The sequence below is a fragment of the Streptomyces griseobrunneus genome, assembly GCF_046713465.1.
GTDB classification, from domain to species: Bacteria; Actinomycetota; Actinomycetes; order Streptomycetales; family Streptomycetaceae; genus Streptomyces; species Streptomyces microflavus.
The window spans coordinates 7882152-7900266 of sequence record NZ_CP177080.1 but is presented as its reverse complement, the minus strand read 5'-3'; the positions used below and the strand labels follow the sequence as shown (position 1 = coordinate 7900266).

The 18115-nt window shown below is 71.6% G+C and carries 22 protein-coding genes and 1 pseudogene; 10 read left to right on the top strand and 13 right to left on the bottom strand.

From position 1 onward, the window contains the following. On the bottom strand, window positions 1-684 hold the full coding sequence (locus tag ACK8N7_RS35915; protein WP_403215338.1) for a response regulator: 684 nt from the start codon (window positions 682-684) through the stop codon (window positions 1-3). 270 nt (window positions 685-954) lie between these two features. Between ACK8N7_RS35915 and ACK8N7_RS35910 the strand changes: the two genes are divergently transcribed. Next, on the top strand, window positions 955-2034 hold the full coding sequence (locus ACK8N7_RS35910) for a hypothetical protein (RefSeq protein WP_403215586.1): 1080 nt from the start codon (window positions 955-957) through the stop codon (window positions 2032-2034). 37 nt (window positions 2035-2071) lie between these two features. Here the strand turns inward: ACK8N7_RS35910 and ACK8N7_RS35905 are convergent, their stop codons facing one another. The 4 genes from ACK8N7_RS35905 to ACK8N7_RS35890 form a co-directional block, all read right to left on the bottom strand. Next, window positions 2072-2863, bottom strand: coding sequence for an ABC transporter permease (locus tag ACK8N7_RS35905; protein ID WP_403215340.1), 792 nt, complete (start codon window positions 2861-2863; stop codon window positions 2072-2074). Further along, window positions 2860-3843: an ATP-binding cassette domain-containing protein gene (locus ACK8N7_RS35900; protein WP_403215588.1), complete on the bottom strand. Its 984-nt coding sequence runs from the start codon at window positions 3841-3843 to the stop codon at window positions 2860-2862. The genes ACK8N7_RS35905 and ACK8N7_RS35900 overlap by 4 nt, the downstream gene beginning before the upstream one ends. A gap of 96 nt (window positions 3844-3939) precedes the next feature. Beyond that, the gene (locus ACK8N7_RS35895; protein WP_403215342.1) at window positions 3940-4782 is read right to left on the bottom strand and encodes a DUF4097 family beta strand repeat-containing protein; all 843 of its coding nucleotides are present in this window, start codon (window positions 4780-4782) and stop codon (window positions 3940-3942) included. Window positions 4783-4864: 82 nt separating this feature from the next. Beyond that, a complete protein-coding gene (locus ACK8N7_RS35890; protein ID WP_403215344.1) occupies window positions 4865-5389 on the bottom strand; it encodes a toxin-antitoxin system HicB family antitoxin in 525 nt (174 codons plus the stop codon). 341 nt (window positions 5390-5730) lie between these two features. Here ACK8N7_RS35890 and ACK8N7_RS35885 point away from each other — a divergent pair, with 341 nt between their 5' ends. Further along, window positions 5731-6300, top strand: coding sequence for a DoxX family protein (locus ACK8N7_RS35885; protein ID WP_500445272.1), 570 nt, complete (start codon window positions 5731-5733; stop codon window positions 6298-6300). A 51-nt stretch (window positions 6301-6351) separates the two neighbouring features. Here the strand turns inward: ACK8N7_RS35885 and ACK8N7_RS35880 are convergent, their stop codons facing one another. After that, complete coding sequence (locus ACK8N7_RS35880; RefSeq protein ID WP_500445270.1) at window positions 6352-6843, bottom strand: FBP domain-containing protein; 492 nt, start codon at window positions 6841-6843, stop codon at window positions 6352-6354. A gap of 82 nt (window positions 6844-6925) precedes the next feature. On the opposite strand from ACK8N7_RS35880, the gene ACK8N7_RS35875 reads away from it, so the two are divergent. Continuing rightward, window positions 6926-7498 (top strand): TetR/AcrR family transcriptional regulator, encoded by a 573-nt coding sequence (locus ACK8N7_RS35875; protein ID WP_403215350.1) that lies wholly within the window; start codon window positions 6926-6928, stop codon window positions 7496-7498. A gap of 46 nt (window positions 7499-7544) precedes the next feature. Continuing rightward, window positions 7545-8729, top strand: coding sequence for a GDSL-type esterase/lipase family protein (locus ACK8N7_RS35870; protein ID WP_500445268.1), 1185 nt, complete (start codon window positions 7545-7547; stop codon window positions 8727-8729). Window positions 8730-8807: 78 nt separating this feature from the next. Here the strand turns inward: ACK8N7_RS35870 and ACK8N7_RS35865 are convergent. From ACK8N7_RS35865 to ACK8N7_RS35850, 4 genes and pseudogenes are all read right to left on the bottom strand, one after another. Continuing rightward, window positions 8808-9281 (bottom strand): annotated as a pseudogene (locus ACK8N7_RS35865) (DUF998 domain-containing protein); the annotation flags it as partial. A gap of 83 nt (window positions 9282-9364) precedes the next feature. Further along, complete coding sequence (locus tag ACK8N7_RS35860) at window positions 9365-9571, bottom strand: ferredoxin (protein ID WP_403215356.1); 207 nt, start codon at window positions 9569-9571, stop codon at window positions 9365-9367. Then, the gene (locus ACK8N7_RS35855) at window positions 9568-10818 is read right to left on the bottom strand and encodes a cytochrome P450 (protein ID WP_500445267.1); all 1251 of its coding nucleotides are present in this window, start codon (window positions 10816-10818) and stop codon (window positions 9568-9570) included. Before ACK8N7_RS35855 ends, ACK8N7_RS35860 begins: the two co-directional genes overlap by 4 nt. Before the next feature lie 360 nt (window positions 10819-11178). Next, window positions 11179-11919 carry an SDR family oxidoreductase gene (locus ACK8N7_RS35850; RefSeq protein ID WP_500445265.1) on the bottom strand — a complete coding sequence of 247 codons (741 nt, stop codon included), beginning with the start codon at window positions 11917-11919 and terminating at the stop codon, window positions 11179-11181. A 95-nt stretch (window positions 11920-12014) separates the two neighbouring features. On the opposite strand from ACK8N7_RS35850, the gene ACK8N7_RS35845 reads away from it, so the two are divergent. From ACK8N7_RS35845 to ACK8N7_RS35825, 5 genes are all read left to right on the top strand, one after another. Then, the gene (locus ACK8N7_RS35845) at window positions 12015-12491 is read left to right on the top strand and encodes an RrF2 family transcriptional regulator (protein WP_500445263.1); all 477 of its coding nucleotides are present in this window, start codon (window positions 12015-12017) and stop codon (window positions 12489-12491) included. Between the two features lie 136 nt (window positions 12492-12627). Beyond that, window positions 12628-13017 carry a hypothetical protein gene (locus ACK8N7_RS35840; RefSeq protein WP_403215364.1) on the top strand — a complete coding sequence of 130 codons (390 nt, stop codon included), beginning with the start codon at window positions 12628-12630 and terminating at the stop codon, window positions 13015-13017. After that, complete coding sequence (locus ACK8N7_RS35835; RefSeq protein ID WP_500445260.1) at window positions 13017-13481, top strand: hypothetical protein; 465 nt, start codon at window positions 13017-13019, stop codon at window positions 13479-13481. The genes ACK8N7_RS35840 and ACK8N7_RS35835 overlap by 1 nt, the downstream gene beginning before the upstream one ends. Window positions 13482-13566: 85 nt before the next feature. Continuing rightward, window positions 13567-14187, top strand: a complete 621-nt coding sequence (thpR, locus tag ACK8N7_RS35830) for an RNA 2',3'-cyclic phosphodiesterase (protein WP_500445258.1) — start codon at window positions 13567-13569, stop codon at window positions 14185-14187. Window positions 14188-14410: 223 nt separating this feature from the next. Next, window positions 14411-15337 carry an isocitrate lyase/PEP mutase family protein gene (locus ACK8N7_RS35825; RefSeq protein WP_403215370.1) on the top strand — a complete coding sequence of 309 codons (927 nt, stop codon included), beginning with the start codon at window positions 14411-14413 and terminating at the stop codon, window positions 15335-15337. On the opposite strand, the gene ACK8N7_RS35820 is transcribed toward ACK8N7_RS35825, so the two are convergent. The 3 genes from ACK8N7_RS35820 to ACK8N7_RS35810 all read right to left on the bottom strand — a co-directional run bounded on the left by ACK8N7_RS35820 (window position 15306) and on the right by ACK8N7_RS35810 (window position 17346). After that, on the bottom strand, window positions 15306-16142 hold the full coding sequence (locus ACK8N7_RS35820; protein ID WP_403215372.1) for a class I SAM-dependent methyltransferase: 837 nt from the start codon (window positions 16140-16142) through the stop codon (window positions 15306-15308). The genes ACK8N7_RS35825 and ACK8N7_RS35820 overlap by 32 nt on opposite strands. Further along, window positions 16139-16765 (bottom strand): hypothetical protein, encoded by a 627-nt coding sequence (locus ACK8N7_RS35815; RefSeq protein ID WP_403215374.1) that lies wholly within the window; start codon window positions 16763-16765, stop codon window positions 16139-16141. The genes ACK8N7_RS35820 and ACK8N7_RS35815 overlap by 4 nt, the downstream gene beginning before the upstream one ends. Window positions 16766-16854: 89 nt before the next feature. Further along, window positions 16855-17346, bottom strand: coding sequence for a MarR family winged helix-turn-helix transcriptional regulator (locus ACK8N7_RS35810; protein WP_403215376.1), 492 nt, complete (start codon window positions 17344-17346; stop codon window positions 16855-16857). 115 nt (window positions 17347-17461) lie between these two features. Between ACK8N7_RS35810 and ACK8N7_RS35805 the strand changes: the two genes are divergently transcribed. Further along, window positions 17462-17872, top strand: a complete 411-nt coding sequence (locus ACK8N7_RS35805; protein ID WP_500445255.1) for an Ohr family peroxiredoxin — start codon at window positions 17462-17464, stop codon at window positions 17870-17872. Window positions 17873-18115 lie beyond the last annotated feature (243 nt).

Genomic DNA, 18115 nt, shown 5'->3' with positions numbered 1-18115 from the left:
TCACAGCGGACCGAACCGGTAGCCGAGGCCGCGGACGGTCTGGATGTACCGAGGGCTGCAGGACGGGTCCTCGATCTTGATGCGCAGCCGCCGCACGCAGGCGTCCACCAGGCGGACGTCACTGTAGTAGCTGTGGTCCCAGACATCTGCCAGGAGCCGCTGCCGGCTGAAGACCTGTTCCGGCGCGGCGGACAGGTGCAGCAGCAGCTTCAGTTCGGAGGGGGCCAGGGCGACCTGGTCGCCCGACCTGCTGACGGTGTGACCGCCACGGTCGATGTCGAGTTCACCGTGGTGCTCGACGGCGGGCCTCGCGTCGTTCGGGGCTTCGATGCCGCGCAGCACGGCACGTATGCGGGCCTCGATGACCTCGGTGCGGGCGGGTTTGACGATGTAGTCGTCCGCGCCGGCGTCGAGGCCGACGACGATGTCCACGTCGTCGCCGAGCGCGGTCAGCATGATGATCGGCAGCTGGCTGTTCTCGCGCACCCGGCAGCACACCTGGACGCCGTCCATGGCGGGCAGCATCAGGTCGAGCAGCAGGAGGTCGGGGCGGAACGCACGCAGTGCCTCCAGACCGGCTTCACCGGTCGCGGCGGCGAGGACGTCGTGCCCGCAGCGCCGCAGCCCGAGCTCGACTCCCTCGCGCACGGAGGGGTCGTCTTCGACGAGGAGGACGCGTGGCATGGCGGTGTCTCCGGGGTCGTGGGGAGTGGGAAGTCGTGGAGGGCCCTGGCTTCCGGCGCGACCGTCCTCACCTGCGTTGCGTAAGGGGTCGAGGAAGGAGGTTACCCCGCGTGTCCCGCCCGTGTCGGCGCCGGGAGTGCGGGCGGCCCGGAGCCTGTGCCGGTGGGACGGGCCGCCGACCGGTTCGAGAACTCCCTGGCTGTGGCGGTGCGTTACGGCAACGGGGGCCACGAAGCTGCCCGTTGCGGGAAGGCGCACGCCGCCTCGGAGTTGATCTCCGGCCGGGAGCGGTTCCTCAGGGAGGCCGAGGCGGGAAGTCCGGGGGCGCCCGAGGAGCCGTCGGCACGGGCCCGGATGGTGACGCGGCGGCTGCGGGAGCAGCCCGGTCAGCCGGAGGGGTGGCGGACGTACCGGCCGGCCCGGCGACGGCGGCGCGGCAAGGGCTGGTACCTGGTAGGTCTGGCGGCCGCGGTCGCTCTGCTGGTCGTGGCCCTCGTCCCCGGGCTGGTCGCCGGCTGGTTCGGCGGTGGGGACGGGACCGACGCGCCGCGTGTCGCCGGGGAGTCGCAGCGTCCGGACGGGCCGCCGGCGCAGAAGGCCGCGGGCCGGCTTCCCACGCCGGACAGGCCGTTCAGCGGCTCACCGGCGGCAAGTCGGGCCGACGGTGAGGCGGGGATCCATCTGCCGGCGGCGCGGGCGACCGGCTGGATGAGCCGGTCGGAGGTGGAGCAGGCGCTCGACAGGACCCGGGACTTCCTTGCCGCGTCCAGCCTCGACGGCGCCGTCCTGCGCGGGGAGCGGCCGAGCGGAGCCATGGCGTTCATCGACCCGCACCAGTCCGACGTCCAGGACTTCATCGAGGAGGCGTTCCGCGCGCCCGGTCGCGAGAACGACCCCCTTCTGCTGTTCAGCCGCTTCCGGCCCTCCGATGTGCGGCTGGTCGGGGACGTGGTCAAGACCCGCGGGCGGATCAGCTTCCGGGAGGGCGGGCGGGGTGCGGTGGAAGTGTCCACCGACGTCACGTACGTCTATCCGGTCGTGCGCGCCGAGGCGGGCAGCGACGAAGTCGTGCGGACCATCGTGCGCCGTGAGGTGGTGCTGAGCTGGAACGACCCGGCGCAGGCCGAGGTCGAGCCGGGGACGTTCTCCCTCGTCTCCTACAAGGTGGACGCCACCAACGGCGGTTGCGACACCTGTACCGGCTATTTCACGCCCGTGTTCGGCGCCGAGCGCGCTGCCACCGGTGCGGGCGACGGTGCCGTGGTCGACCCGTACGACCGGAGCACGTCGATGGAGGAGCGTATGCGGGAAGCCGGCGACGCGGGGTGCGGGACCGCCACCCGCTCCTGAGGGAGGGCGGTTCCCGCGACCCGCGCCGCCGTGGCGGTCACTTCGGTTCGCGGTCGAACTTCGCGGCCGACCAGAGGTAGCCGAACACCGCGAGCCCCACGCACCAGGCAACGGCGAGCCATCCGGAGTGGCCGATCTCGCTGCCGAGCAGCAGGCCCCGCAGGGTTTCGATGGCGGGCGTGAACGGCTGGTACTCGGCGATCGGCCGGAACCAGCCGGGCATGGAGTCGACCGGGGTGAAGGCGCTGGAGAGGAGCGGCAGCAGGATCAGCGGCGTCGCGTTGTTGCTCGCGGCCTCGGCGTTCGGGCTGACCAGGCCCATGCCGACGGCGATCCAGGTGAGCGCCGTGGCGAAGAGCACGAGGAGTCCGAAGGCCGCCAGCCACTCCACGGCGGTCGCGTCCGTGGACCGGAAGCCGATGGCCACGGCGACGACGCCGACGAGGACCACGCTCATCACCGACTGGAGCACGCTGCCGACGACGTGCCCGACGAGGACCGAAGGACGGTGGATCGCCATCGTACGGAAGCGGGCGATGATGCCCTCGGTCATGTCGCTGGAGACGGATACGGCGGTTCCGACCACGGTGCTGCCGATCGTCATCAGCAGCAGGCCCGGGACGACGTAGGCGATGTACGCGGAACGGTCCGGGCCACCGCCGCCGATGACCGAGCTCATCGCGTCGCCGAAGATGTAGACGAAGAGCAGGAGCAGCATGATCGGGGTGAGCAGGAGGTTCAGGGTGAGGGACGGATAGCGCAGGGCGTGCAGGAGGTTGCGGCGCAGCATCGTGGACGAGTCGCGCACGGCGAGGGAGAGGGCGCTCATCGGACGTTCTCCTTGGGCTGGTTCGGGATGTCGGGGCCGGTCAGGGCGAAGAACACGTCGTCGAGGTCGGGGGTGTGCACGGTCAGTTCGTCCGCCTCGACGCCGGCCGAGTCCAGCCGGCCGAGGACGGCGTACAGCTCGCGCTGGCTGCCGTCGCTGGGGATCCGCAGGGTGAGGGCCTCGTCGTCCCGGGTGGTCCCGCGCAGAGCGCCGGCAGCGCTCCGGTAGGTGTCCGGGTCGGTGAAGCGGAGCCGGACATGGCCGCCGGGGACGAGCCGCTTGAGCTCCTCGGCGCTCCCTTCGGCCGCGATCCTCCCGTCGTTGAGTACCGCGATGCGGTCGGCGAGCTGGTCGGCCTCCTCCAGGTACTGGGTGGTGAGGAAGACGGTGGTGCCGCCGGAGACCAGCCCGCGGATGATCTGCCACATGGTGTGGCGGCTCCGGGGGTCGAGGCCGGTGGTGGGTTCGTCGAGGAAGATGATCCGTGGGCTGCCGACGAGGGTCATGGCGATGTCGAGGCGGCGCTTCATGCCGCCGGAGTAGGTGGAGGCGGGCTTCTTCGCGGCGTCCACCAGGTCGAAGCGCTCCAGCAGTTCGGCGGCGACCCGCCGTCCCTCGTGCCGGGGCAGGTGGTGCAGGTCGGCCATGAGGAGCATGTTCTCCTCGCCGGTGATCAGCCCGTCGACGGCGGAGAACTGCCCGGTGACACCGATCGCGGCACGCACCCCGTCCGGGGAGGTGGCGATGTCGTGGCCCGCGACCTGGGCCTGGCCGCCGTCGGCGGTGATGAGCGTGGAGAGGATCTTCACGGCGGTGGTCTTGCCGGCGCCGTTCGGCCCGAGCAGGGCGAACACGGATCCGGCCGGGATGTGCAGATCGATGCCGTCGAGGACGGTGTGGTCGCCGTACGCCTTGCGCAGACCGACGGCGGAGACCGCGGCCGGCGGCAGGTTACCGCCGCCCCGGATGGATGTGGGCATGACAGATGTGGGCATGGGTCTCCCCTGACGGATGCGGACGAAGTAAATAGCGGGTGAGTGGCGGGAGCCGGTGCACCTGGGGCGGCTCCCGCCGGGTCAGGACCTGGCGCGACGGACGTCGATGTTGCCGAACCGGGTGCGGGCTCGGATCCTGACGTTGTCCTCGCTCTCCTCCGGGGCCTTCGAGGAAGTGAGCGTGTTGCGCACCTGGCCGGAGCCGGAGCTGACGTCGAGCCAGGCGGCGGTGCCCTCGCGGACGCCGACCTCGATGGCTCCGTAGGAGGTCTCCAACTGGACGGTTCCACGGGCCACTTCGGCGACGCGCAGGGTGCCGTGGGCGGTGGTGGCGGTGACCGATCCCTCGGAGCGTGTGATGTCGATGTCCCCGTTGGCCCCGCTCACCCGCAGATCGCCCAGCGCGACGCCGACCGTCGTGGTGCCGTGCGAGTTCTTCAGGACGGCGGGGCCCTCCACGAAGCCGACGCGCAGGCTCCCGGAGCTGGTGGTGATCTCGGCCGCGCCCTCGGCCCGGTCCACGGTGATCGAGCCGTGCGACGCGGTCAGCTTCAGCGGGCCGGTCGTGTCGAGACGGACATCGCCGGACGAGGTCTTCACACGGACCTCGCCGAGCCGGCCCTCGCCGAGCACCTGGACCCAGGCACCGGTCACCTCGATGCGCGAGCCCTCGGGCAGTTCGACCGTCACGTCGACGGTGCCGGTGCGGCCGAGCAGACCGGGCTTGGGCGTCCTGACGGCGAGTGCGCCGCCCGCGTACGTGATCCCGGTCTGACCGGCAGCCCGCACGTCCTGGTCCCGCTTGGGGTCCCGGGGCCGCACGTCCACGACGGTGCTGGGGCCCTCGCCCGCGGTGAACTGAACGGAACCGGCCTCCACATGCGCGGTGACCGAGATCGGCTCAGGAGTGTCGAAAGAAGGCATGGCTGTCCCGTCCTCGTGGGTCTTGGAGACGTCCCCGCCGGTGGGACGTGATGTGGGTGAAGTGGTACGGGGCTGGGCGCGGCTAGCGCACCCAGCCGGTGAAGCTCTGTCCGACGGTCCGGGCCTTCTCCGCCGTACGGGGCCGGGCGCCGCCGCCGTCGACCGCAGCCGACACCGCCCGCACCAGCCAGGCGTTGACCGACAGCCCCTCACCCGCCGCGGCCTCCTCGGCGCGCGCCTTGAGGTGCGCCGGCAGACGCAGATTGACCCGGGCAGTGCCGCCCTCGTCCCCGTCGGCCGGAACCTTGGAGGGCTCGGCGTGCCCGGCGGGCCCGGCCGGCTCCGCGGGTACGCCGTCCCCGGCCTGCGGCAGGGTCACCACGAAGTCGGGGTCCAGTCCGCGCAGCCGTACATCGACGGAACCGGGGGCGAGCTCGCGCGTCACCTCGTCCATCGCGGCGGAGAGCACATGCAGCATGGTCAGCCGGGTCGCCGACTCCAGAGGAGCGGTGAGCCTGTCCGCCAGCGCACGGGCTTCGTCGCCGCCGGCTTCGGCGGCCACCGCGAGCTCGCGGCGGAGGGAGTCAACGTAGGGGGTGAGGTCCATGACGCCATTATGGCATCATAGTGGCGCCACACACAAGGCCCCATGATGCTGAGGGTGGGCGTCAGCCAGGACGACCCCGCTGAACTGGGGAAATGCGGGGAGCGAGACCTGAGCGATGAGGGCTCCCGGCGCACTCGCACACCTTGAGAGACGTCAGCTGGCACCGAATGGCGCCGGGTGATGCCATCTGGCGCCACGACTGGCGAGAACTGGCACCATGTGGCACGGGACGGCGTCATCCGGGGGCAGCCCCTCCGGACCGGCCCTGGCGGCCGGGCACGGGCGGGCACACCCCCCGCATGGGCGCGTGTGCCCCCGCACGGGCGGGGCAGCTGACCGCCATGACTGTTCTGCGTAAAGTCGCCCGGCCCCTGCTGGCCTCGATGTTCGTCAGCGGCGGATACAGCGCGGTGCGCGATCCCGCGCGCCTGGCGCCCGCCGCCGAGTCCGTGACCGATCCAGTCTCCACGAGGATCGCACCGCGGACCTCCCTGCTGCCCGAGGATCCCGAGCGCCTCGTACGCCTCAACGGCGCGGTCCAGCTCGGCGCCGGCGTCCTGCTCGCCCTGGGGCGGGCGCCGCGGCTGGCCTCGGCGGCTCTCGCCGCGACCCTGGTGCCGACGACCCTGGCGGCCCATCGCTTCTGGACGGTCGAGGACCCCGAGGAGCGCGCGGCCCAGCGGATTCATTTCCTCAAGAACGCGTCCCTGCTCGGCGGACTGCTCATCGCCGCCGCCGACACCCACGGCAAGCCCTCGCTCGCCTACCGCACCCGCCACGCCGTCGGCCACGCCTCCGACGCGGTCACCCTCCAGGCGCACGAGGCGACGAGCCGGGTCGGCGACGCGACAGGCAGCGCCGTGGACAGCGTCACGGACGCCGTAGAAGCGGCCCTCAAGCAGCTGCGGTAACCCCGGACCGGCGGGCCCGAAGGTGATGCAGAACGCTGGAGTGCGGCAACGTCACTCGGTCACCTTGGCGATGAACGCGGCGAGATTCGCCACCGTCCGCTGGATCTTCTCCTCCAGGGTGAGCGACTCATGGAGCCGTGCACCGACGCCCGCGTCCTTCTTTCCGCGCACGTAGAGCGAGCAGGCGAGGTCGCTGCACATGTAGGCGCCGACCGAGTTGCCCTGCTGGCCGGCCTTCCCGGACCTCGGGGCCACCAGCAGGGAGACGCCTCCGGTATGGACGGTCACACACATCGAGCACATGCTGCGGCGGGTCTGCCAGGAACCGGCGTCCGACGAGCGCAGCTGGACGCCGACCGGGCGGCCGTCCCAGGCGGCCACGATGTACGCGCGGTCGGGGGCCTGCGGGTCGCGCCAGCCCAGGAAGTCCATGTAGCCCCAGGGCCACTCGGCCAGGTCACGGGGGATGTTCAGACGCTTGGCCTCGCCCTTGGTGCAGTTCACGAACGCGGTGCGGATCTCTTGCTCGGTCAGCGGATTCATAACGGCCACGCTAATTTGCCTAAAATCATTAGGCAAACGTATATTCTCTTAGGCAATCACAGAGATGCGTTCGGAGGGTGTCATGGCCAAGGCAGGACCGGCCGCGGAGCGCGTGGTGAGGGCAGGGGCCGAGCTGGCCGACGAGATCGGCTTCGAGCAGGTGACGCCTTCGGCGCTCGCCCGGCAGCTGGGCGTCAGGACCGCGAGCCTGTACTCGCACGTCAAGAACGCCCACGACCTCAAGACGAAGATCGCGTTGCTTGCTCTGGAGGAGCTCGCCGACCAGTCGTCCGCCGCTCTGGCGGGGAGGGCCGGCAAGGACGCGCTCATGGCCTTCGCCGACGCGTACCGCGATTACGCCGTCCAGCACCCGGGGCGGTTCGCCGCAGCCCAGTTCCGGCTCGACACGGAGGCAGCCGCCGCGAGTGCCGGCGTACGGCACTCACAGATGATGCGGGCCATCCTGCGCGGCTACGACCTGGACGAGCTCCAGCAGACGCATGCGGTGCGACTGCTGGGCAGTGTCTTCAGCGGGTACGTCGGACTGGAGGCGGCCGGCGGTTTCAGCCACAGCTCCCCCGCGTCCCAGGAGAGCTGGACCGAGATCCTGGGGGCCCTCGACTCCCTGCTGCGCAACTGGCCCGCCGCCGCCTGACCCGAACCTCCCACCCCATCCCTTTCCCGGCGAAGAGAACGAGACGATGAACGCCCTGCCCGACTGGACCACCACTCCCATCAGCCCCGCCGTCCTGCGCGGCGCCCTCGACCTGGAACGGACCGAACGGGGCGTGCTGCCCCACCGGTTGCCCGCCGACGCGCGGGCCCGGATACCCGACGGGCAGCTGGCGATGGCCGAGTCGCAGCCCTCCGGGGTCCGGCTGGCCTTCCGCACCCGGGCCACCGCCGTCGAGCTGGACGTGGTGGCCACCAAGCGGGTCTACCCCGGAGCTCCACGGCGTCCCGACGGGGTGTACGAACTCCTCGTCGACGGTCACCTCGCCGGCCGGGCCAGTGCGGCGGACGGCGACACGCTCACGATCGACCTGGCGTCAGGAACCGCGCGGACCCGCCCCGGTCCCGTGGAGACCCTCCGGTTCACCGGCCTGGCGGACTGCGAGAAGGACGTCGAGATCTGGCTGCCCCACGACGAGACCACCGAGCTGGTCGCCCTGCGCACCGACGCGCCGCTCCTCACCGCCCGGCCCGGCGGCCGACCGGTCTGGCTGCACCACGGCAGTTCCATCAGCCACGGTTCCAACGCCGCGACCCCGACCGGCACCTGGCCGGCTCTGGCCGCGGCTCACGGCGGGGCCGACCTGATCAACCTGGGATTCAGCGGCAGCGCCCTGCTCGACCCCTTCACCGCCCGCGCCATGCGGGACACTCCCGCCGACCTGATCAGCGTCAAGATCGGCATCAACCTCGTCAACCACGACGTCATGCGGCTGCGCGCGTTCGGCCCCGCCGTCCATGGCTTCCTCGACACCATCCGCGAAGGGCACCCCACCACTCCCCTCCTGGTGGTCTCGCCGATCCACTGCCCCATCCACGAGAACACCCCCGGCCCCAGCGCCACCGACTACAGCGCGATGGGCGAAGGCCGGCTGCGCTTCATCGCCACCGGCGATCCCGCGGAGACCGCCGCCGGGAAGCTGACCCTCACCGTCATCCGGGACGAGCTGGCCCGGCTCGTCGGACAACGCGCCGCCACCGATCCCCATCTGCACCACCTCGACGGCCTCGACCTCTACAACGGAACCGACCACGCCGAACTGCCGCTGCCCGACGATCTGCACCCGGACCCCGCTACCCACCGGCGGATCGCCGAGCGCTTCGCCGACCTCGTCTTCGGCGACAAGGGCCCCTTCGCCGTGAAGAGCCGCTGAGCCGGAAGACCGGCCGCGTTCAGGCCTGCGGCCGCGTCGTCTCCTGCCTGCGGGCGCCCCCGCACTCTGCAGTTCGGCCAGGAACCACAACGCGGACGCGCCCGTCAACGCGCTCGCGGTGAGCGGCACATCCAGCCGCAGCCCCCACGGAACCGGCCCCGTTCCGCGAACGGCGGCCAGGGAAGGCCATACCGCCAGCAGTACGAGGCCCAGGGTGGCAACGGCCCCGTGCTCCAGGGCCCCGCCGCCCCTCGGGACCGGCACCAACGTCAGTGCCAGGGCGCACAGTCCACCGCCGGCCAGAGCGAACCGCCCGGCGAAGGCCGCCGCCCGGAGCGCGTGCGCCGTGACCACGTAGCACGCGCCCAGCATCAACAGCATCCCCGTCATCAGCCAGTAGCTGGCGGCCCCGTAGGACGTCAGCACACTCAGGGTCTGCTTCGCGGGGTCGCACGCCGGGCCCTGTCGCAGCTGCGCGATCGTCCACGAACCGACCAGCGGCACGGGCGCACCCCCGGAGGGGAGCAGAGCCCACCAAGGAGCAGATCGCATCAAGCCATCACAAATACCGCAAAGCGTTATGGCGTCGACCTCACTGCCGCCTCGGTTCCCGGCTCCTCCCCCGTCCTGCCCCGTCAGTCGGCGGCCAGCGCCACCGCCCCCACGGGGCAGGCCCTCACGGCCTCCGCCACCAGCGGATGCCCTCCGGTCGTCTCCGCCCGGCCCGGGAGCACCTCGCTGAGGCCGTCGTCGTCCTGCGTGAACACGTCCGGTGCGGTCAGGGCGCACATGCCGGCCCCCACGCAGCGTTCCTTGTCGACCTGGATGCCCACGCCGCTCACCAGGCCACGGGCAGTTCGAGCATGCCCTGGATCGTGTCCCCCGGTTTGTGGGGGATCTCCTGCGCGGGCACGGCGAGCCTGAGGTTCGGCAGCCGCTCGAAGAGGGAGCGCATCGCGATGTCGAGCTCGGCGCGGGCCAGGTTCTGGCCCAGGCACTGGTGGACGCCGAAGCCGAAGGCGAGATGGTGACGGGCCGGGCGGTCCCAGTCGAGGGTCTCGGCCCGGGGGAACACCTCGGCGTCGCGGTTGATGAGCGAGGTCGAGAAGACCACGCCCTCCCCCTTGCGGATCGTCGTCCCGGCGACCTCCATGTCCTCGGTCGCCAGCCGCTGCAGGCCTTCGGCGATGGACAGGAACCGCAGCAGTTCCTCGACCACCACGGCCGTCGTCGTCTCCCCGGCCCGCAGCGCCGCGAGCTGTTCGGGGTGGCGCAGCAGCGTGAACGTGCCGAGCGAGATCATGTTCGCCGTCGTCTCGTGCCCGGCGATGAGCAGGATCACGGCGAACGAGATCAGCTCCTCCCGGTCGACCGGTCCGTCCGGGTGGTCGCGGTGGATCAGCTCGTCGAGGAGCCCGTCCCCCTGTTCCGTACGCTTGCGGTCGATCAGCGCGCCCAGATACTCCTCCAGTTCGTCCCGGGCCCTGTTCACGTCGGCCGCGCCGGGCCCGCGCAGGAGCCGTTGCGAGCACTCCTCGAAGAAGTGGTGGTCGGCGTACGGCACGCCGAGCAGCGCGCAGATCACCATCGAGGGCACCGGCAGGGCGTACGCGCTCACCAATTCGGCGGGCGGCCCCTGCCGCTCCATCGCATCGAGCAGCCGGTCCACGGTCTCCTGGATGCGGGGGCGCAGCGCGCCGATCCGCTTCACGGAGAAGCTCGGGATGAGCATCCTGCGCTGGACGTTGTGCTCGGGATCGTCGACGCCGAGGAGGGCGACGCGGCGCTGCTCCACATTCGCGAACCGCTCGGCCGGGACGGGGAAGTCGGGGTGGGTGCGGTCGGTGGACAACCGGGGATCGGCCAGCAGCCGGCGGGCCAGGGCGTGCCCGGTGACCGCCCAGACCGAGCGTCCGTCGAAGAGGGTGACCCGGCTCAGCGGGCGGCCGGCGCGCAGGGGTTCGTACCCGGCGGGCGGGTGGTAGGGGCAGCCGCGGTCCTGGGGGAAGGGCGTCGCGGGGGTCGGTGCGGTGGCGTGGGCGATGGGGTCGAGGTCCTGCCGGGCCGGTTCCGTCGTTGGTTCCGTCATGGGATCGGGTCGCCTCGCAGTACGCGGTCGTGTGCGCGGAGCCGGTCGTTCCGCGCCCTCCCACCATTGGATGCCTCAGGCACCTATCCGGTCGACGGGTAGACCGGCCAGCTCACAGGGGCCGTGGATCTGGCCGGTGTCTTTCGTACGCGTTCGAAGCGCGCGGCGTCCGCTCGGCCGCGGTGGGGCCGACGGTCGGCAGCGGGCATGTCGGCCGGGCTGCCGACGGCCGGAACCGTTCGCGGGAGCGCGGCCGGAATCATGCCGTCACGCACACCTCCGGCCGCCCGGTAAGGCGCAGGGTCGCCGGCCGCCCCGGAGAAAACCCCGGGGCGGCCGGTCAGGTCAGGTCAGGTCAGGTCAGGAGTGCTGCGCCAGCCAGTCGGTGTAGCGCGTGGGGGCGATGCGGGCGCCGCCCTCGGGGGTGAGCAGGTCACCGTTGACGGCGGCGAACATCCCCGCGGTGTCGTCGGTGGTCACGGAACGGCCGTCCCCCTTGGTCCGGAGAGTGATGCGGCCCAGTTCGTCCAGGGGATAGGCGTCGGGACCGGCGAGGTCGAGCGTGTGCCGCAGGGGCGCGCCGGAGGCGATCTCGGCGACGGTGGCCGCGACGTCCGCGGCGGCGACCGGCTGGAGCCGGGTGCGCGGGAGGCGGACGGTCTCGTCGTCGGCGGTCCAGGACAGGACGGCGTCGATGAACTCCATGAACTGTGTGGCGCGAACGATGGAGTAGGGCACGGGGCCGGCCTTGAGGATGTCCTCCTGGAGCGTCTTGGCCCGGTAGTAGTCCAGTTCGGGCACCTGGTCGACCCCGACGATCGACAGAACGACGAAGTGCCCGACGGACGCCTTCCGGGCGGCGGTGACGAGGTTGTCCATCGAGGTCCGGAAGAACGCGGGCGAAGCGTCGTCGAACGTCGGCGAGTTGGTGAGGTCGACCACCACCTCCGCACCGGCGAGGGCGGCGTCCAGGCCTTCGCCGGTGATCACGTCCACGCCGGTGGACTGGGAGTGGGGCACTGCGCGGTGACCGGCCGCGTCGAGATCCCGTACCACCTGGGATCCGATCAGTCCGGTTCCGCCGATGACGGCAATGTGCATGGCTCCGCCCTTCGCGGACATCTTCTATCCGAGATGCTACCCGGACACTTGATGTCCGGGTATCAGGGGTGGTGGATTAGAGTGAGGAAGTGAAAATGTCTGGTGGGGTCGAGTGGGCACTGCACTGCTGCATCGTGCTGACCTCGGCCGAAGAACCCGCCCCGGCCGCTCGGCTGGCGGAGTTGCACGATGTGTCACCCAGCTACCTCGCCAAGCAACTGCAGGCACTCTCGCGGGCGGGACTCATCCAGTCGGTCCAGGGCAAGGCGGGCGGTTACGTCCTCACCCGCTCGCCCTCCCTCATCACCGTGCTCGACGTCGTCGAAGCGGTCGACGGCCCGGGGCCCGCGTTCGTCTGCACCGAGATCCGCCAACGCGGGCCCATGGCCACTCCCCCGGAGGCCTGCACCACGCCCTGCGCCATCAACCGCGCCATGGGCCGGGCGGAGGCCGCCTGGCGCGAGGCCCTGCGCTCGGTCACCGTCGCGGACCTCGCCGACGACGTCACCGCCGACTACGGGTCCGGCGCCCTGGCCCGTATCGGCACATGGCTGGCCCCGGCCGGCTCGTAACCCCCCGCCCCGGCAGCGGCGCGAACGGACGACCGGCCCCCCCACGCGGGCAGGCAGGCACGCACGCGGGGCAGGCAGCTGACCGTACGGGGCCGGGCGGCACCCTCCCCTTTCCCTTCCGGGGTCACGTGCTTGGATGCTGCCCATGGACGACCTGGCCGCCTGTTACGGACGGACCGGTGACCGGCTCACCGTCACCGTTTCGACGCACCGCGACGTCCTCACGCGCGATCTGAACGCGTACGGAGCCGAGTTGCGCTCAGCCGTCGACGGGCTCCTCCGCGCTCCTCACGACGGCGAGCACGTCGTTCTCCTGCGCAGGGAGACCGTCACCGACTTCGTTCCCGCCGAGCAGGACGGGCAGCCTCAGCCCGTCCTGCTGATCGAGCACGCCGAGGGGCCGGTCCACCCGGCAGAGCTGGTCCGCCTGTTCGAAGACGGCGAGGCGAGCATCGCGGTCGTCAACGCCACAACGGCAAGGCCCGCCCCAGGCACACGTCTCTCCGAAGGGGCATGCGCCTCCTGATGCGGTTCTCCCCGGACGACGCCGTCTTCCGTGTCCGGCTCAACCTCCAGCAGGTGAGCTGCGCCGCCGAGGCGCTGCGCGCCTGGCTGCCCCTGGTGTCCCAACTCCGCCCGGTGGCGATGGAGTTCGAGGCCGCGCACCCGGACGGGCTATGCCGGGGGTTCCTCGCCGATCTCCTCGTGGTGCCCCCCCCTCACGAGCGAAGCAGCCGTCGGCGAGGGGACCGCGCCGGACCGGCTGCTCCCGCCGTGACGCCGATCGCGGAGCGGCTGGGGCTGGACCCGGCGGGGTTCGAGGCCGACGAGGAAGGCACCGGTGGCGTATTGAGCGCCAGAGGTGAGCCGGTCGTCAGTGGCGACGCACCGCACGGGGCCTATCTCCTCCTCGTCAGGACCGGCGCGGACCCCCTGCACCCCGAAGGGGAAGCGACGGACCACGAGGGCACCGGCGAGGATCTGCTGTGAGCCCTGCCCGGACGGCTGCCGACGGCCCCGGCGTCGTCGGCCCCGCGTTGTGGCAGGGGCAGGGCAGGCACGTACCGTACGGCAGGTGAACGAACCGCCCGAAGCCGTTACCGAGCCCGCTGCGGACGAGCGTGAGCAGGCCACGACGATCCGCGTGTTCCTGGCACTCGCCCCGCCCGACGACGCCAAGGACGAACTGGCGCGGGCGCTGCGTCCGGCCTACGAGGCGCACCCACGCCTGAGGTGGAACCGGATCGAGGACTGGCACATCACCCTGGCGTTCCTCGGTGAACTCCCGGTCACCACGGTCCCGCTCCTGATGCCCCCGCTCGCCGAACTCTCGGCGCGGCGGCGGCCCCTGCGGCTGGCGCTGCACGGGGGTGGGCACTTCGACGAGCGGGTCCTGTGGAGCGGGATCGAGGGCGACCTCGAAGGACTGCACCAGCTCGCCACCGACGTACGCGCCGTCGTCAAGGCATGCGGTGTCCCCTTCCCGGAGCGGCCGCTGCGGCCCCATCTGACGCTGGCCCGCTCCCGCCGGGGCGACCATTCCGCCGCAGTGGAGATCACCGCGGGACTGGCCGCGTTCTCCGGCCGTGACTGGGAGGCCGAACGGCTCCATCTGGTCGGCAGCAACATCGGCCGCGGCCCGGGCCCGATCCACTACCGCGACATCGAGGCCTGGAGTTTCGGCCACGGAGCCTGAAGCGAGCCCGTCCCGGAGAGCCGGGGCGGCGCCACCTCCGGGTGGCCGCGTGTCGCCGCGCGGCGAGCCCGCCCCTGCCGGTATATGTATGCGAGCGCCCGCAAAGAGATCATGGTTGCCGTCGAGCGCGCACACCGTCGCCGGGTGCGGCCCTCGCCTCCGTACCGTGCGCGAACCGCCCCTTCACCACCCGCGGTTCACGGCCGCGCACAAGGAGAGAGACATGCGCTACGGAAGCGCGCTGCGCGAGCAGATCCACACGCCCGGAACCACCCCGCTCGTCGGCATCTACGACATGTACTCGGCATCGGTCGCCGCCCAGCACTACGACGGCTTCTTCGTCTCCGGCTTCGGTTTCGCCGCCTCCCACTACGGGCTGCCGGACATCGGGTTCATCGCGTGGCCGGACATGGTCGCGTTCGTCGAGCGGCTCCGGCTCGCCTTCCCCTCCCACCATCTGCTGGTCGACATCGACGACGGTTACGTCGACCCGGAGGTGGCCTGCCACGTGGTGCAGCGGCTGGAGCGCATCGGGGCCTCCGGCATCATCCTGGAGGACCAGCAGCGCCCGCGCCGGTGCGGCCACGCGGACGGGAAGAGGGTGCTGCCCCTGGAGGAGTACCTGGAGAAGCTGAACCTCGTCCTGGAGAGCCGGCAGGACCTGGTGGTCGTGGCCCGTACCGACGCCACCGAGGAGGAGGACATCCTGCGCCGCGCCCAGGCGCTCGCGGAGACCGATGCCGATGTGGTGCTGGTCGACGGGGTGCGGGACGTCGAGTGGATCCGCCGCATCCGCAAGGTCATCGACGACAAACCGCTGCTCTTCAACCAGATCGCGGGCGGCAGGTCGCCGAGGCTCTCGCTCTCCGAACTCACCGACCTGGAATGCCAGGCGGCCATCTACAGCACCCCCTGTCTCTTCGCCGCGCACGCCGCCATCGACACCGCGCTCACCGAGCTGAAGCAGGCCGACGGCCGGCTCCCGGAGTTCTCGCCCGGCACATCGGTCGGGGTGCGGGCCTCGACCGCCCTGCTGGAGAAGAACATCAGCCGGCACCACCCGCCCGGCCCGCGGAGCGCCTCCGTCCCGAGCGCCTCCGTCCGGGCCGACGAGGGCGTCAGCGCCGGTGCGACACCCCCAGCTCGATGAGGTACCGCTTGGTCACCCGGCCGCCGTACCGCCCCTCGATCAGGGCCGCGACGCACCCCAGCAGTCCGTTCCTGGCGGGTTCCGGAAGTGCTCGGTGGCCGGAGTACGTCCGCAGCAGGTCCAGATAGGCGGACGTGGTGTAGCTGAGGTCCTGCTCGTGGCGGCGCAGCACCGTGGGGCCGAACCGGCCGCTTCGCGCCACCTCCTCCACATGGTCCGATCCGTCGACGTCGGCCGCTGCGGGAGGCCGCAGCCCGGGGGGTGTCTGCGGGTCGAAGCGCTCGTAGCAGCGCTGGACCTCGACGAAGAACTCCTCGGTACCGCCCCGCACATGCTGGCTGCGCACCACGGCGAGCGCCCCGCCCGGCCGCAGGGCGTCGGCGGCCCTGGTCACCCGCACCGCCGGGTCGATCCAGTGGAACGCCGTCGCCGAGACCACCGCGTCGTACGGTTCCGGCGGCAGCGGCCAGCTCTCGAACCGTGCCGTCACCACCTCCGCCTCCGCTCCGCCGGCCAGGTTGCGGCGGGCGATCGCGGCCATGCGCGGTCCCGCCTCGACGGCCGTGATCCGGCAGCCCCGTGCGGCCAGCTCCACCGTGGCCTGGCCGGTCCCGCACCCCACCTCCAGTACGCGGCTGCCGGGGCCGGCGCCCGCGAGCTCCGCGAGGTCGTCGTACAGCTCCGGCGGATATCCGGGCCTGGCCCGGTCGTACAGCTCCGCGTCCTCGTCGAAGATGCCGGCCAGAAGCGCCCGCCGGGACTCCTCGGGGCTGTCGTCGCGCCGGGCGTCCGCACCTCGCGTCATGCGGACCCCCGACCGGCGGGCCCGGTGTGCGTCAGGAGGAACTCGGTCGCCCGCGCGATGGCCTCGGCCGAAGTGCCGTGAACGGCCTCGGACTCCTCCTCCTGCCGGTCCGCCCCCGTGGCGGTGAACCACCAGGCGTCCACGCCCGGGTCATGGTGGATGACGGCCGAGCCACCGGCGTAGTGGAGCGGGACGGACTCGCCGGCCGACCGCTTGACCACCGCGTGGGGCCACTTGAGGCGGGCGGACTGGCGCTTGATGCCGCCCCAGGCCGCGCCCAGCTGGGAATAGCTGGCTCCGCCGCGGCCTGCGGCGGTGGCCGCGCTCTCGGCCAGCCGGTCGACGGACTGCTTGGCTTCGTACAGGGCGCGCAGCGTCGCCAGCTGCACATCGGGGGCGGCCGCGAGCGCGGCGGCGAAGGGCTTGCCCGCGGAGCGGTAGGCCAGCGCACGCGTCGAGATCCGCTCGGCCAGTACGCGGACCGCGTCGAGCACCTTCTCGTCCATGAGGATCGTGTCGTCGTAGCCGGGCTCGCTCCAGGCGGGCTCCACCTGTGTCATGACCACGGTCCAGAAGTTCTCGTCGTGCTCGGCAGGGGTGGGGATGGCTCTCGATTCATCCATGCGACAAGCCTAGCTGTCACTACGCATGGATGACAAGTAAAACTGTCACGAGCCCTCCGGGTGCCCGACCGGCGAAGCCCCTCACGCCGTCAATGGGCGTCGACGGCTTCCCCCAGAGCGGCGGTGAGGCGGCCGAGAGTCTCCTGCAGACCGAGAACCTCCTCCACGGACAGGCCGGTCGCGGCGAGTACGCCCCGGGGGACGGACAGCGCGCGTTCCCGCAGCCGTGCGCCGTCACCGGTCAGCTCGACGACGACGGAGCGCTCGTCCTCGCGGCTGCGTTCACGCCGGACCGTCCCGGCCGCCTCCAGCCGCTTCAGCAACGGCGACAGCGTGCCGGAATCCAGGTGGAGACGCTCCCCGATGGCCTTGACGGGAAGGGGGCCGTCCTCCCACAGGACCAGCATGACCAGGTACTGGGGGTAGGTGAGGCCGAGATCCTTGAGCGCCCGCCGATAGAAGCCGCCGAACGCGCGCGACGCGGCGTGCAGCGAGAAGCAGACCTGGTGGTCGAGTCGCAGCAGCTCCGCGTCGGGCACGGCGGGCAGATCGGGCGAGGCGTTCGGGGCGGGCGTCGTCATGGGTCCAGCGTACCGCCGACGGCATCATTGAGTTGTGCACAACTTAATGATGTGCAATCTTTACGTCAGTGACCGCGGCCGATCCGTTCGCGGTTCCGACTAGGAGGGTCATCCCATGGACGCGCTGTACACCGCCGCCGCAACCGCCAATGGCCGCGAGGGCCGTGCCGTGAGCTCGGACGGTCAGATCGACCTGGCGCTCGCGCTGCCCCCGGCGCTCGGCGGCAACGGCAAGGGCACCAACCCCGAGCAGCTCTTCGCGGCCGGATACGCGGCCTGTTTCGCCAGCGCGATGGCGGCGGTCTCCCGCGAGATGAAGCTCGACACCAAGGACGTCTCCGTGACCGCCGAGGTCTCCATCGGCAAGGACGGCGGCGGCTTCGGTCTCGCGGTCGTCATGCGTGTGGAGCTGCCGGACTCCCTCACAGGCGAGATCGGGCAGCAGCTGGTCGAGGCCACCCACGCCTACTGCCCCTACTCCAAGGCGACCCGGGGCAACATCGACGTCGAGCTGGTCATCGAGTAACCGACCGCGGCCCTGCCCCCTCGGCGGCCCTGTCCTCCCGGATTCCGCCGGGAGGACAGGGCCGCCGGCCTTTCCGGCGCAGGGCGGCGGCCCCTGGACCGTCACGGTCGCGGAGCCGTCCGGCACCCCGCACCGGGGTCAACGTGTAGGCCAATGGCCGCCAAGATCACCACCCCTTCGCGTGACACCCGATCGGCCGCGAAGCCGTAACGTTCCTGCATGACCCCCCTCTGAGCTGCGCCC